Origin of the sequence: Streptomyces sp. HM190, assembly GCF_009857135.1 — a bacterium.
Taxonomy (GTDB): domain Bacteria; phylum Actinomycetota; class Actinomycetes; order Streptomycetales; family Streptomycetaceae; genus Streptomyces; species Streptomyces heilongjiangensis.
Map to the genome: position 1 here is coordinate 972,545 of NZ_CP047318.1, position 14,576 is coordinate 987,120.

The window sequence follows — 14,576 nt, forward strand, 5'->3', positions numbered from 1 at the left end:
GGGGGCACGAGCCAGGACAGGCGATCTCCCGGTCGGTGGAACTTCCGGAGAGCGGAGCGCCTCGTCGGGTTGTCGGCCTGCGTCGGGACGAGGTCGCCCGGATGGCCGGGGTCAGCAACCGTCAGTACAGCCGCCTGGAGCAGGGGCGCGGCCCGGTGTCGGCGCATGTGCCGGCGGCACTGGTCCAGGCCCTGCACCTGGACGACGCACAGCGTGATCGCCTGTTCGGGCTTGCCGTTGCGGACATGGCCGACGTCTGCCACAGGCCGGCACAGAAGGTTCAGCCGCAGGTGAGGCAGATGCTGGACGACCTTCGTTCCACTCCGGCGTTCGTCCTCGGTCCTCGACCGGCAGTTCCGTCAGTGGTGGGGCGCTGCGCGTCTCTCCACTGTGCCCGTGGGAGCCAAGGCCCTGCGGCACCCGCTCGTCGGGGAACTCGCTCTCACCTGGGGCAGCTTCACGTGCACCACCGAACCCGAGCAGCGGCTGGTGATCTGGACACCTGAAGCCGGTACACCGTCGCAGGACAGCCTACGGCTGCTTTCCTCGTGGATCGTGTCACCGTCCAAGCGGCTGTCCGATGCCGCATGACGATCCGTCCGGGCCGATTGCGCGCATGTCAGGTGGGCAATGAACCGGTAAAGCAAAATGTAAAGTACACACAAAGGCCGATGGGTCGGATAACCGGTCCGATATACCCGGACTTGGCCAGGGAGAACGGTATCCAGGGAGAAAACCCTCTCTCCCAGTGGCAAGGTTGACAGTGCCAGAGTGGCAGCTGTGACGGACCGCGGACTGCTCGGCGGATCCGCATTCCCCTGTCTGGTGACACTGACGTCAGAAGATACGCACGTCTCTGCCTGTGTGCAGGTCAGGTGCCCCATTCACCGATGCGAAAGCGTACGTACGTATGTCCCCCAATGAGCTTGACGAGTCAGCAGTACCGCCCTCTGGAGACTCCCGCACCACGCCGACACGACGCACGTTCATCGCGACGACCACCGCGGTCGGCGGTGCCGTCGTCGCCGGTGGCCTCATCGCCGGGTCCCCCCTCCTCGACACGGACGAGGCGGTCGCCGCGGATGCCGCTCCCGCAAGCCGTGTGTCGCTGACGGTCAACGGCACCCGGCGGACCGTGACCGTCGACAACCGCACCTCGCTGCTGGACCTGCTGCGCGAGCACTTCGGTCTGACCGGCTCCAAGAGGGGCTGCAACGCCGGTGCCTGCGGCGCCTGCACGGTCCTGGTGGACGGGCACCGGGTGAACTCCTGCCTGACGCTGGCCGTGCGCCTCGAAGGGGCCGAGGTCACCACCATCGAGGGCCTGTCCGACGGTGACCGACTGCACCCGCTGCAGCAGGCGTTCATCGACGAGGACGCCTTCCAGTGCGGCTACTGCACCCCCGGCCAGATCATGTCCGGCGTCGGCTGCATCAAGGAGGGCCACACCGGCTCGCCGGAGGAGATCCGCGAGTGGATGAGCGGCAACATCTGCCGCTGCGGCTGCTACGTGAAGATCGTGCGCGCGGTCGAGCAGACCGCGGGCCGGAAGTGAGGCACTGATGCACCCCTTTGCCTTCACCAAGGTGTCGGACACGCGCGAGGCGCTCGACGCGGGTCGCCGCGGCGGCCGGTACATCGCCGGCGGCACGACCCTGGTCGACCTGATGCGGGAGACCGTCGAACGTCCCGAGACCCTGGTCGACATCACCGGCCTGCCCCTGCGCGAGGTCACCGTCACCGAACGCGGCGGGCTGCGGATCGGCGCCCTGGTGCGCATGGCCGAGGCAGCCGCCCACCCCAAGGTGCGCACCCTGTTCCCGGTCGTCTCCGAAGCACTGGAGCTGAGCGCGTCCGCCCAGTTGCGGAACATGGCCACCCTCGGCGGCAACATCATGCAGCGCACCCGCTGCACGTACTTCCGTGACGTCACCGCCGACTGCAACAAGCGCGAGCCCGAATCCGGCTGCGCCGCCCTGCACGGCTTCAACCGGACGCATGCCATCCTCGGCACCTCCGACCACTGCGTGGCCACCCACCCCTCCGACGTCGCCGTGGCTTTCGCGGCCCTGGAGGCCCGGGTGAGTCTGCTGGGCCCGGAGGGCGAGCGTCACCTCCCCTTCGCCGACTTCCTGTTGCGTCCGGGCAGCAGCCCGCAGCACGAACAGGCCCTCCGGAAAGGTGAGTTGATCACCGCTGTCGAGATCCCGGCACACCCGCGGCCCTTGCGGTCCGGCTACCTGAAGGTGCGCGACCGGCAGTCCTACGAGTTCGCCCTGACCTCGGCCGCGGTCGCGCTGCACATCCGCGGCGGGGTGATCCGCGAGGCGAAGGTCGCCGCGGGCGGAGTGGGCACCGTGCCGTGGAAACTCCCCACCGTCGAACGACACCTCGTCGGTGAACGTCCCTCGGAGTCGCTGTGGGCGGCCGCCGCTGAACGAGCCGCCGACGGCGCACGCCCGCTGGAGCACAACCGCTTCAAGGTCGAGCTGCTGAAACGGACCGTCGAGCGTCAGCTGCGCACCATAGGAGGAACCAAGTGAGCCCTCAGCCGCAGGCGGCCGTCGGTGCGCCGCTGTCCCGGGTGGACGGCCGGCTCAAGGTCACCGGCCAGGCGGAGTACGCCGCCGAACTCCCCCACGCTCGAACAACCTCGCGCGGGGGGACCCCCACCCTCAAGGGGGTCGTGCACGCCGTCATCGTCGACGCGAGCATCGGACGCGGCCGCATCACCTCCATCGACACGCGCGCCGCCGAGAGAGCCGCGGGGGTCCTTCGGGTGATCCACCACGGCAACGCTCCGAGGCTCCCCTACCGTGACAACTCCGGCTCCAACAACCCGGCCGGGCGGCGTTTGCGGGTCTTCCAGGACAACCGGGTGCTCTTCCACGGCCAGCCGGTCGCCGTCGTGGTGGGCACCACCCTGGAGGCCGCACAGCACGGCGCGAGCCTGGTCGAGGTCGACTACGACGCCGAGCAGCCCTCGACCGACCTCACCGAGGCCGAGCCGGGCGAGCCGACTCGTTACGCACGCGGGGACGCGGAAGCCGGTCTGCGCTCGTCGGCCGTACGGCTGGATGCGAGGTACGAGCTGGCACGCAACCACCACAACCCGATGGAGCCGCACGCCACCGTCGCCCACTGGGACGGCAACCAGCTCACCGTGTGGGACAAGACCCAGTGGGTGATGGGCACCCACGACGAGATCGCCGCGGTCTTCGACCTGCCGGCGGACGCGGTGCGGGTCGTCAACCCGTTCGTCGGCGGGGGCTTCGGCAGCGGTCTGCGCTGCTGGCCGCACACGATCGTCGCCGCGCTGGCCGCCCGGGTGACCGGCCGGCCGGTCAAGCTGGTGCTCAGCCGCAAGCAGATGTACTTCGGCACGGGCTTCCGGCCTGCCTACCGGTACCGGTTGCGCCTCGGCAGCGACCGGCGGGGCCGGCTGAAGGCCGCGATCCACGACATCGACGCCGAGACGTCCTCGTACGAGACGTTCACCGAGGCGGTCATGGGCGCCGGGCAGATGCTCTACAGCATGCCCCACGTCCGTCAGGCGTACCGGCAGGTGCCGCTGCACGTGAACACCCCGATCTGGATGCGGGGGCCCGGCTTCGCGTCGGCGTCGTTCGTGATCGAGTCCGCGATGGACGAGCTCGCCCACGAACTCGGAGTCGATCCGATCGAGCTGCGCCTGCGCAACGAACCGAACGAGGACGAGTCGACGAACGAGCCGTTCTCCACGCGCCGGCTGACCGAGTGCTACAGGGTCGGTGCCCGCGACTTCGGCTGGGACCGCCGCAGTCCGAAGCCGCGCTCGATGCGGGACGGGAACTGGCTGATCGGCCTGGGCATGGCCGCGGGCGTGTACGACTCGGGGCGGTATCCAGGGGAGGCCAGGGCCCGTCTGGATGCCGACGGTACCGCGGTGGTCGAGGCGGCCACCAGCGACATGGGACCGGGCACCTACACCTCGCAGACCCAGGTGGCCGCGGACGCGCTGGGGCTGACCATGCGCACGGTGACCTTCCGGCTAGGTGATTCCCGGTATCCGAGGACGTCGCCGCACGGCGGCTCGTCGACCATGGCCAGTGTCGGCTCGGCCGTCGTCGACGCCTGCAACAAGGTGAGGGAACAGGCGATCAAGCTGGCCGTCGAGGACCGCGAGTCACCGCTGTACGGCGTGGACGCGAACGACGTGGTCGTACGCGGCGGCAGACTGCACGTGCAGGGCAACCCGGCGCGCGGGGAGACATACCAGCGCCTGCTGGCCCGCAACAACCGCTCCCACCTGGAAGGGGACGGCGCCTACAACGGGCCCGGCAGCGACCGGTCCGCCTACTTCGCCTACAACGCCACCTTCGCCGAGGTCGCGGTGGACGCCGACCTTGGCCTGGTGCGGGTGCGGCGGATGCTCGGCGTGTACGACGCGGGACGGATCATCAGCCCCAAACTGGCCGAGAGCCAGGCGTTCGGCGGCATCGTGGGCGGTATCGGCACGGCGCTGCTGGAGCACACGGTCACCGACCACCGCGACGGGCGGATCGTGAACGCCGGCCTCGCCGACTATCTCGTGCCCGTGAACGCCGACATCCGCGAGCTCAAGGCCGTCTTCCTCGACGGCGAGGACAACGCCGGCAACCTGCTGGGCGTCAAGGGACTCGGCGAGGTCGTCCAGGTGGGTGTGGCGCCCGCCATCGCCAACGCCGTGTTCAACGCCACCGGCCGCCGGATCCGCCAACTGCCCATCACCGCCGAGGCACTGCTCTGAGCCGGGTGCCCCTGGCGCTGCGACGAAAGGCCCGGTCCCCGAGGCACTCCTTCCACGTCCGGCAGTCGATCCCCGTACGGCTGCCGGACCCCGGGCCGCCGACGCGGGACAGCGCTCCCCCACGGCGCGGTGGCGGCCCGCTCACCCCCCTCCACTCGAAGGACCCGTTCATGCTGAACATCGCGGACACACTGCACCGCTGGTGCCGCGAAGACCGCCCCTTCGCCCTCGCCACCGTCGTCGACGTGCGCGGCAGCGCACCCCTGCCGGTGGGTACATCGGTGGCGGTCGACGAGGACGGCAACGCGGTCGGCAGCATCTCCGGCGGCTGCGTCGAAGGCGCCGTCTACGAACTGTGCCGGCAGGCGCTGCGCGACAGGGGCGCTCCGCAGCGGGCCTGGTTCGGCTACTCCGACGACGACGCCTTCGCCGTCGGTCTCACCTGCGGCGGCGAGCTCGACGTCCTCGTCCAGCGCGTCGATCCCGCCACTCAGCCGCACCTCACCACGGCCCTCGCCGACATCGTGAACGGCCGGCCCACCGCCGTGGCGCAGGTGGTGGACGGTTCCGACGTCCTGGTCGGCGCCACTGTGAGCGTCCTCGACGACGGCGGCACGGCCCACGGCACTCTGGACGGCGGCACGGCGGATCTGGTGGCGGCAGAAGCCAGGGCCCTGCTGCAGGCGGGACGCACCGCCCGGGTCACGATCGGCGGGAACGGGGACGGCTGCCCCGAACCACTCACCGCGCTCGTCCACGTCCACACGTCCCGCCCTCGCATGCTGATCTTTGGCGCGGTGGACTTCGCGGCCGCCCTCAGCCGGGGCGGGGCCTTCCTGGGGTACCGGGTCACCGTGTGCGATGCACGGCCCGTCTTCGCCGCCCCGGCGCGGTTCCCGTACGCCGAGGAGGTCGTCGTCGACTGGCCCCATCGCTACCTGGAGCGGACCGAGGTGGACGCCCGGACGGTCGTCTGCGTCCTCACCCACGACGCCAAGTTCGACATCCCGCTGTTGCGTCACGCTCTGACTCTGCCCGTGGGCTACGTAGGTGCGATGGGATCCCGACGCACCCACGAGCAACGGATGCGCCTGCTGAGTGAGGCGGGTGTGCCGGAGGATCAGCTTGCCCGGCTGCACTCCCCGATCGGCCTGGACCTCGGTGCCCGCACCCCCGAGGAGACGGCAGTCTCCATCACCGCGGAGATCGTCGCCGCCGGCAACCATGCCAGCGGCCGACCCTTGTCCCAGCTGACCGGACCGATCCACCGGGACCGCACACTTGTACCCGTTGTCTGACAGGACGCGGCCTCTGGACGGCGCGCAACCCACAGACGGGGGGAGCGGCAGCGCCCGGCCTCCGCCATCCGTAACGGACAGCAGTACGGAGACCACCGGGGACGGTCAGGTGGAGCTGTGGCTGGTCGAGTGGCTTGGGCCGGCCGCCCAGGAGGCCAGCATGCGCAGGCTGTCGTCGGTGGGGGCCTGCCAGGCCGACTACGTGCGCATCCCCAACGCCCAGGGCACCCTGGTCGCCACCGGCGAGATCCCTGACGAGCGATTCTGGCCGGGTCTGCTGGCCGTCTCCGACGTCATGGGCACCGGCTGGTGGGCCGCCGACGCCGCCGAGGTCAGGCCGGGCTCCACCGCCGTGGTCGTCGGCGACGGCGCGGTCGGGCTGTGCGCGGTGATCGCCGCCAAGGAGATGGGTGCCGAGCGCATCATCGTCATGAGCCGGCACGAGACGCGGCAGAAGCTCGCCGAGGAGTTCGGCGCTACTGACATCGTGACCGAGCGCGGCGACGACGGCGTGGCCCGGATCAAGGACATGACCGGTGGAATCGGCGCCGATGCGGTGCTGGAGTGTGTCGGCACCGCCCAGTCCATGCGGCAGGCCCTGCACTCGGCACGCCCCGGCGGCAACGTCGGCTTCGTCGGCGTCCCCCACGAGGTCGCCGTGGACGGCCAGGAGCTGTTCTTCTCCCACGTCGGCCTGCGCGGCGGCCCGGCCCCCGTCCGCCGCTACCTGCCCGACCTGATCGACCGCGTCCTGACCGGAGCGATCGACCCGGGCAAGGTCTTCGACCTCACCCTCCCCCTGGAACAGGTCGCCGAGGGCTACAAGGCGATGGACGAACGCCGCGCCGTCAAGACCCTCCTCACGCCCTGATCCTGTCCACCAGGTCACCTCGTGGGCGTGAGCTGCGCCGGCCGCGCCCACGCCCACAAGGGCACACCCCACCGCACGGCCGTGAACCCGTCTCGCCTGGACTCCGCTGGGCCGGATGAGCCGCCGCACCGCGCACACGGCAGCGCCAGGGGCGGCCGTCTGTATGGGCGTGGCGGCCCGGTACGGCGGTTCAGCTGGTGGCCGGTGCGGCGGCGTACTCCTCGTCGGTGACGGGGGTGAGCCAGTGCACGACGTCGTGGTCGGCGTCGCTCTCGTTGATGGCCAGGTGGACCATCAGCCGGTTCGGCGCGGCGCCGTGCCAGTGCTCTTCGTCGGCCTCGAACAGGACGCGGTCGCCGGGCCGGATGACCTCGATGGGTCCGCCGCGGCGCTGGCACAGGCCGATGCCCTCGGTGACGAAGACGGTCTGGCCGAGCGGGTGGCGGTGCCAGTGGGTGCGGGCGCCGGGCATGAAGTGGACCAGGGCGGCGCTGACCCGGGAGGGCGCGGGTGCGGCGGCGACGGGGTCGACGTAGACGTCGCCGGTGAACCAGTCGGTGGGGCCCTTGACGGTGTCGATCGAGCTGCGGGTGATCTGCACGGTTGCTTGTTCCTTGCTTCCTGTTCGGGAGGACGGAGGGGGAGAGTCAGGGCTTGAGGAGTGCCTTGATGGCGCGGCGCTCGTCCATGGCCCGGTAGCCCTCGGCGACCTGTTCCAGAGGCAGCGTGAGGTCGAAGACCTTGCCCGGGTCGATCGCTCCGGTCAGGACGCGGTCGATCAGGTCGGGCAGGTAGCGGCGGACGGGGGCCGGGCCGCCGCGCAGGCCGACGTGGGAGAAGAACAGCTCCTGGCCGTCCACGGCGACCTCGTGGGGGACGCCGACGAAGCCGACGTTGCCGCCGGGGCGTGCCGAGTGCAGGGCCTGCCGCATGGACTGGGCGGTGCCGACACACTCCAGCACCGCATCGGCGCCGATTCCACCGGTCATGTCCTTGATCCGGGCCACGCCGTCGTCGCCGCGCTCGGTCACGATGTCAGTAGCGCCGAACTCCTCGGCGAGCTTCTGCCGCGTCTCGTGCCGGCTCATGACGATGATGCGCTCGGCACCCATCTCCTTGGCGGCGATCACCGCGCACAGCCCGACCGCGCCGTCGCCGACGACCACGGCGGTGGAGCCCGGCCTGACCTCGGCGGCGTCGGCGGCCCACCAGCCGGTGCCCATGACGTCGGAGACGGCCAGCAGACCCGGCCAGAATCGCTCGTCAGGGATCTCGCCGGTGGCGACCAGGGTGCCCTGGGCGTTGGGGATGCGCACGTAGTCGGCCTGGCAGGTGGACATGAACTCGCGGTGCAGGCAGTTGGACGGGAAGCCGTTCCGGCAGTTCGCGCAGTTGTTGTCCGAGGTGGCGAACGAGCCGACGACGAACTGGCCCGGCTTGACGGCGGTGACCTCGGACCCGACCTCCTCCACGAAGCCGACGTACTCGTGCCCCATCGGATGCGGGTCGCCGATCGGCTCCGCGCCCCGGTAGGGCCACAGGTCGGAGCCGCACACGCAGGTCACGGCCGTACGGATGATCGCGTCGGTCGGGTGGAGGATCTTCGGGTCGTCCAGGGTCTCGAAACGGACGTCGCCGGGAGCATGGATCACTGCGCCGCGCATGAGAGGGATTCCTTTGCGTGCCGTGGTGTGCGGCCGCCGGAGTCCGGGGCCGCACCGAGTGCAGGGCCAGGTGCGCACTTCCCGCCCCGCCGTGACGGGGCGGGCGGAAAGCACCACGCCATCCAGGTAACCCGCTCCCGGCACGCGCAGCGAGGCACCATCAAGGGGTGTACTGGCAGTACACCCCTGCGGCCGCGGACGGGACGTACCGTCGAGAGCGTGGACAACCAAGCAGAGATCCGCGAGTTCCTCACCTCACGCCGCGCGAAGATCACCCCCGAGCAGGCGGGGCTGCCCGCCGGCACCCGCCGACGGGTTCCCGGCCTGCGCCGCAGCGAGGTCGCCGCCCTGGCCGATGTGAGCGTGGAGTACTACGCCAAGCTGGAACGCGGCAACCTCGCCGGCGTCTCCCCGGCCGTCCTCGAAGCCGTCGCCCGCGCCCTCCAGCTCGACGACGCCGAGCGTGCCCACCTGCTGAACCTGGCCCAGGCCGCCGACGGCACCGACGTGCTCACCCGCCCCCGCCGCCGCACCCCCCGGGCCTGGTCGCCGCACCGCAGCCTGCAGTGGGTGCTGGACGCCGTCACCGCCGGCCCCGCGTTCGTCCGCAACGGCCGCATGGACATCCTCGCCGCCAACCAGCTCGCTCGGGCCTTCTACGCCGACGTCTACGCCACGCCCGGCAACCAGGCCAACCTGGCCCGCTTCCAGTTCCTCGATCCCGCCTCCCGCCGCTTCTACCCCGACTGGGACCAGGCCGCCGACATGGCCGTCGCCATCCTGCGCACCGAAGCCGGCCGCAACCCCCACGACAAGGACCTCCACGACCTCGTCGGCGAGCTGTCCACCCGCAGCGACGACTTCCGCACCCGCTGGGGCGCCCACAACGTCCGCCATCACGGCAGCGGCACCAAACGCTTCCACCACCCCGCCGTCGGCGACCTCACCCTCGCCTACGAAGGCCTGGAGATGACCGCCGAACCCGGCCTCAGCCTCACCATCTACACCGCCGAACCCGGCTCACCCTCCGAAGAGGGACTGCGTCTGCTCGCCTCCTGGGCCGCCACTCAGGACGCCGGCTCTCCCAGGGAGCAAGGAGCCGGCTGACGTCGTCGGCATCGGCCGTAGGCCACGCGTCAGGACGACCGCGGACCTGCAGCGAGCGCCTGGAGATCAGCGGCGTCAGCGCCGATGTCGCCGGCTGAGGCCGGATCAGAGGGATCCGGCGCCGTCACCGGGGCGCACGGTCCCGTCGGGATCGCCGGACTGCGGGACCAGAGGCACCGATGCCCGGCCACCTGCGCTTTCACCGGATCCGCCACAGCAGCGGTCCCCGACTCGATCCGCTCCTGTTCGGCCGGACGGCAGCACCCGCTCGGCGATCAGCCCTTCCTCCCGCTCCGCTACGACCACGTCGTCGTGGGCAGCCGACCGGCCCGCAGGCCGGGGCTCCCCGCACGTGGGCCGCTCGCGCAGGTGCAGGCCCCCGGTCAGGCAAGGGCGGAGGAGGGGGACAGCCTCTGGTCGGCAGCCCATGAGGCGAGGATGCGCAGCCGTTCGTGGGTGGCGGAGCCGGGCGCTGCAGTCCAGACGGTGAGGTGCTGGTCGGGGTCCGTGTTGGCGGTGTAGGTGTCCCAGTCGAGGACGAGCTCGCCCACGACCGGATGGTTGAGGGTCTTCGTGCCGACGGTGCGGGCGGAGACCCGGTGGTCTCCCCACCACCGGGCGAACTGCTGGTCGCGCGTGGAGAGTTCGCCGACCAGCGCGATCAGCCGGGAGTCCTCGGGGTAGTTGGCGGCCTCCATCCGCAGTTGCGCCACGGCGGTGCGCGCGGAGCCTTCCCAGTCGGCGTACAGGGTGCGCAGGGCCGGGGCGGTGAAGATGAGCCGCGGGTAGTTGCGGTGCTTCTCCGGGATGGCGGCGAAGTCGGTGACGAGCGCGGAGGCCAGGGCGTTCCAGGCGAGGACGTCCCCGCGCCTGCCCTGCACGATGGCCGGCGTGGCGGTGAGGTCGTCGAGGACGCGCTGCAGCTGCGGCTGGACCGTCTGGCGTCCGCGGCGCCGGGTGCGGGTGGTGGGTTTGCCTGCGAGCCGGAACAGGTAGCCCCGCTCGTCGTCGTCCAGGTGCAGCACCCGTGCGATGGTGTCGAGCACGGCGGCCGACGCCTGCATGCGGCCCTGCTCGAGCCGGGTGTAGTAGTCGGTGCTGATCGAGGCGAGCTGGGCGACCTCCTCGCGGCGCAGCCCGGCGACCCGGCGAGGGCCGCCCGTCTCGGGCAGCCCGACCGTGCGAGGGCTCAGCTCGGATCGGCGCTTCTTGAGGAATTCGCCCAGCTCGTTGAGAGGCACGTTGCTGGTCATGGCGCCCAGGATGACACCGATCGAGCCCTGGAAGGGGGGAGAGTTTCCTCCCAGGATGCGGCTCTCCCCGGATAGATCCCTCGCCTTTTCGCGCCCGCCCACACGTGTGACGCTCGATGCCGGGCCGCCCGGACGGAGCACATCGCGTGTTCGTGCCGGAGGCAGCCCGCAACCGACCTCGCACTGAAGGAAGCACCCTCATGCGCGGAGCAGTCATCCACGTGCCCGACCTCATTCAGCGGGTCTTCGACGGCGGTATGGACCAGGGCAAGGTCTTCGACCTGACGCTGCCCCTGACCAGGTCGCCGAGGGCTACAGGGTCATGGACGAGCGCGGCGCCATCAAGACCCTCCTGGGGCCCTGTCCCGCACCGTTCTCCGTCCTGCCTGGCAGGGGTGCCCGCCAGACCAGCCCCGGCCTTCCATCCGTAGTGAAGGAGCACTCACCGTGACCACCTACGCCCTCGTCGGTGCCGGCCCCGGTCTGGGGCCGGCCTGCGCCCGCCGTTTCGGTGCCGCCGGCCACAGCGTCGCCCTGCTGTCCCGCAGCGGCGAGCACCTCGACGACCTGGTGGCCGCCCTGGCCGGCCAAGGTGTCCAGGCTCGTGGTTACACCGCCGACGTCCTGGATCCCGCCGGGCTGACCACCGCGCTGACCGTGGCCGCCGACGAACTGGGGCCCGTGGAGGTCCTGCAGTACAGCCCCGTGCCACGGGCCGACTTCATGAAGCCGTTCCTCGACACGACCGCCGGTGACCTGGACGATCCGCCGACTTTCTCGGTCAAGGGCCCGGTCACCTGTATGAACGCGGTCCTGCCCGGCATGCGGGCCCTGGGGCGCGGCACACTGCTGTTCGGTCAACGGCGGCAGCGCGGTGCGCCCGCACCCCGAGCGGGCCGGCACCCCGGTCGCGTTCGCCGCCGAGAGCGCGTACGCGGCGATGCTCCGCGACGCGCTCGCCGACGAGAACATCCACGCCGCCCAGCTGATCATCCCCGGGGCCATCCGCCCGGACGCCGAGTACTCCAGCCCCGCCGTCCTGGCCGATCGCCTTTTTGCCCTGCACACCGACCGCGACGGGTTCCGGCACTACGCCGCACCCATGCCCGAATGATGTGACGGACGACGCGATGCCCTCCCCGACTCGACACCCTCTGCTCCGTGCCGCCCCGGCCGCCGCTCTGCTGTTGGCCCTGGCCGCGTGCTCCGACGACGCAGCCGACGCACCCTCGCCGACCGGGCAGTCCCGGCCTGCCGGGCAACAGGAGACACCGGCGTCCAGCACCCCGCCCAGCTCCGACAGGAACACCCCCATGGACATCCGTGTCACTCTCGACGGCCGGCCCGTCGAGGCGACCCTGAACAACAGCCCCGCCGCCCGCGACCTGGCCACCCTTCTCCCGCTCATCCTGGAGCTGAAGGACTTCCACGGGACGGAACGGATCGGCTACCCGCCGCGCAGACTCACCACCGACGGCGCCCCCGCACCGTCCCCGGCCAGGGCCGGTGACATCGCCTACTACGCGCCGTGGGGCAACCTCGCCCTCTTCTACCGGAACGGCCCCGCCGCCTCCGCCGACCTGCTGATCCTCGGCCACATCGACACCGACGCCGACCAGCTGGCCCGGGCCGAGCGGATCACCATCGAAGCCACCTCCTGACCAGCCCTCTCGTACGAAAAGGAAGATCTTCCATGTCCGCAGCAGCCGGATCCGCCACCGGCAAGCTGCCCTTCGTCGTCCGGGTGCTCACCGCCGGCACGTTCCTGACGGGAACCACCGAGTTCGTCCTCGCCGGCGCACGCATATGGCTTGTCCTTGCAGGCGACACGCTGAAGTGGACATGATCGCCTCATGAATCAGCGCTCGGCGCCCCTGGACAAGATCACTTTGGAGGATTGGCCGGCCATTCACTCGTGGGCGTGTCTGGCGGAGGCTTGTCGCTATCAGACGTGGGGGCCGAACACAGAGGACGAGACGCGGGACTTCGTGGAAGGTGCGGTCAAAGTCTGGTCGGACAGCCCCCAGCGGCGGTTTTCCTATGTGGCCCGCCTCGGGCGGGACGTGGTGGGCAGGGGGGTACTGCATGTTCGTAGTGACATCCACCGTCAGGCCGCGGCACGATGCAGCAGCCGGTCGAGCATGGCGGCGGCGACGGCGGCATCCCCGAAGACGCCGGCCCAGTCGGCGATGCCGACATTCGTCGTCAAGATCGTGGAGGACTTCAGATACCTCTGATGGATCACCTGGAACAGTGCGGAGGCCCCGTCCTCGGGCAGCGGCAGGCAGCCGAGCTCGTCGGTGATCAACAGCTTGGGTCCGGCGAAGAACCGCATGCATGTCTTCCAGCGGCCTTGGCCGCTCACTGCTCCTCGGGGGCCGACGGGGTCGCCGCAAGGATCACGCGAGCGACGAGGTCGGGTGCGTCGTTCATGGGTATGTGGCCGCAGTCGGGCAGCTGTACGAGCCGGGCTGCGGGGATCATGGCCTGGACACGAGCGGCCTGCCGGGGCGGCAGGACGCGGTCACAGGCGCCCCAGGCGATGGTGACCGGTACATCGGGGATGTCCCCGGTGAACAGACCCGGTGCCCGCCCCGCCCGCAGGGTCGCGCCGAAGGCGGTGGCCGCTCGCAGCGCCCGCAGATCGGCAATCAGCGTCTCGGCCGGGCACCTGTCCGGTCGGCCGTAGAGTGTGCCGGCCAGCGCGGTCCGTGCGACCACGGTGTGCGCCAGGCGGACCATGGCCGTATCCGGCAGCAGCCGCACGCTGTGTCGGGCCGCGGCCAGCATGGCGTAGGCGTGCCGCCGCTCGGCATCGGTCCAGAATCCCGCCGGCGCCAGGGCCGTCACGCTGCGCGCGAGCCCGGCTTGGCCCATACGCAGTGCGAGCAGCCCGCCCAGCGAATGCCCGACCACGTGCGGCCGCTCCAGGCCCAGCTCGGCGAGCACGGCACCCAGCCAGGCCACAGCTGTCTGCAGATCGCGCGGCACGGCCGGATCCAGGTCGGGGGATTCTCCGAACCCGGGCAGGTCCATGGCGATCGTCTCCCGCTGCCCGGCCAGCAGCGGCACGATCGCATCCCAGGCTTGCCGCCGATGCCCCACGCCATGCAGCAGGACCAGCGGCTCCCCGGTCCCCTGCTGCTCGTACGCCACTGTCACCGGCTCCAGACCCGCGGCACGGGCCTCCACGAACGACGCCGTCCTTGCCGGGACAACGACCTCTCCGGTCTCGCGCCGACGGCCGCCGTCGGGCTCCGGCTGTGTGGCGATCAGCCGGTCGCAAAGATAACCGGCCGCCGCCCGCACAGAGCGGCCCGGCAGATCTGTGGCGGCGACGAACGCAGAGATCAGGGTCATTGTCGGACACCTACCTCACCGCGAGCACTCCTTCATCAGAAGTCAGCGCTAGGAAAAATCATATGCCAACCCCGTATTGCATGCTGAGCGGCGAACCCCGCCAGCGGAATCGCGGCTGAGGCCGCCGCCCACTGTTCGGATCGACACCCGGCGGCGGGTGGAAAGCGCTTAGTCAGGTCCTCATAGGGTGTCGGTGGTCGCCGGCCGGCATCGCACCGCCGGGGCCGGTCGGCCTGTGCACGAGCCTGCCGCCAT

Annotated in this window: 12 protein-coding genes and 5 pseudogenes; 12 read left to right on the plus strand and 5 right to left on the minus strand. The window is 70.9% G+C overall.

What is annotated here, in order from left to right; all coding sequences use genetic code 11:
- Positions 1-35: 35 nt before the first annotated feature.
- From GSY65_RS34630 to GSY65_RS03640, 7 genes and pseudogenes are all read left to right on the plus strand, one after another.
- Positions 36-212 (plus strand): annotated as a pseudogene (locus GSY65_RS34630) (helix-turn-helix domain-containing protein); the annotation flags it as partial.
- Positions 213-357: 145 nt separating this feature from the next.
- Positions 358-591 (plus strand): annotated as a pseudogene (locus GSY65_RS33560) (MmyB family transcriptional regulator); the annotation flags it as partial.
- Positions 592-910: 319 nt separating this feature from the next.
- Positions 911-1,555, plus strand: coding sequence for a (2Fe-2S)-binding protein (locus GSY65_RS03620; RefSeq protein WP_159765918.1), 645 nt, complete (start codon positions 911-913; stop codon positions 1,553-1,555).
- A 7-nt stretch (positions 1,556-1,562) separates the two neighbouring features.
- Positions 1,563-2,543 (plus strand): FAD binding domain-containing protein, encoded by a 981-nt coding sequence (locus GSY65_RS03625; protein ID WP_159765919.1) that lies wholly within the window; start codon positions 1,563-1,565, stop codon positions 2,541-2,543.
- Positions 2,540-4,768 (plus strand): xanthine dehydrogenase family protein molybdopterin-binding subunit, encoded by a 2,229-nt coding sequence (locus GSY65_RS03630; protein WP_159765920.1) that lies wholly within the window; start codon positions 2,540-2,542, stop codon positions 4,766-4,768. Before GSY65_RS03625 ends, GSY65_RS03630 begins: the two co-directional genes overlap by 4 nt.
- A 170-nt stretch (positions 4,769-4,938) precedes the next feature.
- Entirely contained in the window at positions 4,939-6,066 is a 1,128-nt protein-coding gene (locus tag GSY65_RS03635) for an XdhC family protein (RefSeq protein WP_159765921.1), read from the plus strand.
- A 178-nt stretch (positions 6,067-6,244) separates the two neighbouring features.
- Positions 6,245-6,937, plus strand: a pseudogene (locus tag GSY65_RS03640) (zinc-binding dehydrogenase); the annotation flags it as partial.
- Between the two features lie 190 nt (positions 6,938-7,127).
- On the opposite strand, the gene GSY65_RS03645 reads toward GSY65_RS03640, so the two are convergent.
- Entirely contained in the window at positions 7,128-7,538 is a 411-nt protein-coding gene (locus GSY65_RS03645; protein ID WP_159765922.1) for a (R)-mandelonitrile lyase, read from the minus strand.
- A 46-nt stretch (positions 7,539-7,584) separates the two neighbouring features.
- The gene (locus GSY65_RS03650) at positions 7,585-8,601 is read right to left on the minus strand and encodes a zinc-dependent alcohol dehydrogenase family protein (RefSeq protein WP_159765923.1); all 1,017 of its coding nucleotides are present in this window, start codon (positions 8,599-8,601) and stop codon (positions 7,585-7,587) included.
- Positions 8,602-8,820: 219 nt separating this feature from the next.
- Here GSY65_RS03650 and GSY65_RS03655 point away from each other — a divergent pair, with 219 nt between their 5' ends.
- Complete coding sequence (locus GSY65_RS03655; RefSeq protein WP_159765924.1) at positions 8,821-9,708, plus strand: helix-turn-helix transcriptional regulator; 888 nt, start codon at positions 8,821-8,823, stop codon at positions 9,706-9,708.
- Positions 9,709-10,091: 383 nt separating this feature from the next.
- On the opposite strand, the gene GSY65_RS03660 is transcribed toward GSY65_RS03655, so the two are convergent.
- Positions 10,092-10,961: a helix-turn-helix domain-containing protein gene (locus tag GSY65_RS03660; RefSeq protein WP_201452447.1), complete on the minus strand. Its 870-nt coding sequence runs from the start codon at positions 10,959-10,961 to the stop codon at positions 10,092-10,094.
- Positions 10,962-11,179: 218 nt separating this feature from the next.
- On the opposite strand from GSY65_RS03660, the pseudogene GSY65_RS33565 reads away from it, so the two are divergent.
- From GSY65_RS33565 to GSY65_RS03675, 4 genes and pseudogenes are all read left to right on the plus strand, one after another.
- Positions 11,180-11,322, plus strand: a pseudogene (locus GSY65_RS33565) (IMP dehydrogenase); the annotation flags it as partial.
- 86 nt (positions 11,323-11,408) lie between these two features.
- Positions 11,409-12,075: pseudogene (locus GSY65_RS03665) on the plus strand (SDR family NAD(P)-dependent oxidoreductase).
- A gap of 199 nt (positions 12,076-12,274) precedes the next feature.
- The gene (locus tag GSY65_RS03670) at positions 12,275-12,622 is read left to right on the plus strand and encodes a cyclophilin-like fold protein (RefSeq protein WP_328707481.1); all 348 of its coding nucleotides are present in this window, start codon (positions 12,275-12,277) and stop codon (positions 12,620-12,622) included.
- Positions 12,623-12,654: 32 nt separating this feature from the next.
- Positions 12,655-12,807 carry a hypothetical protein gene (locus GSY65_RS03675; RefSeq protein WP_159765926.1) on the plus strand — a complete coding sequence of 51 codons (153 nt, stop codon included), beginning with the start codon at positions 12,655-12,657 and terminating at the stop codon, positions 12,805-12,807.
- 261 nt (positions 12,808-13,068) lie between these two features.
- Here the strand turns inward: GSY65_RS03675 and GSY65_RS03680 are convergent, their stop codons facing one another.
- Positions 13,069-13,326, minus strand: coding sequence for an ATP-binding protein (locus GSY65_RS03680; RefSeq protein WP_268978181.1), 258 nt, complete (start codon positions 13,324-13,326; stop codon positions 13,069-13,071).
- Positions 13,323-14,321 carry an alpha/beta fold hydrolase gene (locus GSY65_RS03685; RefSeq protein WP_159765927.1) on the minus strand — a complete coding sequence of 333 codons (999 nt, stop codon included), beginning with the start codon at positions 14,319-14,321 and terminating at the stop codon, positions 13,323-13,325. Before GSY65_RS03685 ends, GSY65_RS03680 begins: the two co-directional genes overlap by 4 nt.
- Positions 14,322-14,576 lie beyond the last annotated feature (255 nt).

Bases quoted from the DNA above. Each gene is read 5' to 3' on its own strand.
- GSY65_RS03620 (WP_159765918.1), top strand. From the start codon at position 911: ATGTCCCCCAATGAGCTTGACGAGTCAGCAGTACCGCCCTCTGGAGAC.
- GSY65_RS03625 (WP_159765919.1), top strand. From the start codon at position 1,563: ATGCACCCCTTTGCCTTCACCAAGGTGTCGGACACGCGCGAGGCGCTC.
- GSY65_RS03635 (WP_159765921.1), top strand. From the start codon at position 4,939: ATGCTGAACATCGCGGACACACTGCACCGCTGGTGCCGCGAAGACCGC.
- GSY65_RS03650 (WP_159765923.1), bottom strand. From the start codon at position 8,601: ATGCGCGGCGCAGTGATCCATGCTCCCGGCGACGTCCGTTTCGAGACC.
- GSY65_RS03660 (WP_201452447.1), bottom strand. From the start codon at position 10,961: ATGACCAGCAACGTGCCTCTCAACGAGCTGGGCGAATTCCTCAAGAAG.
- GSY65_RS03670 (WP_328707481.1), top strand. From the start codon at position 12,275: ATGGACATCCGTGTCACTCTCGACGGCCGGCCCGTCGAGGCGACCCTG.
- GSY65_RS03675 (WP_159765926.1), top strand. From the start codon at position 12,655: ATGTCCGCAGCAGCCGGATCCGCCACCGGCAAGCTGCCCTTCGTCGTC.
- GSY65_RS03685 (WP_159765927.1), bottom strand. From the start codon at position 14,321: ATGACCCTGATCTCTGCGTTCGTCGCCGCCACAGATCTGCCGGGCCGC.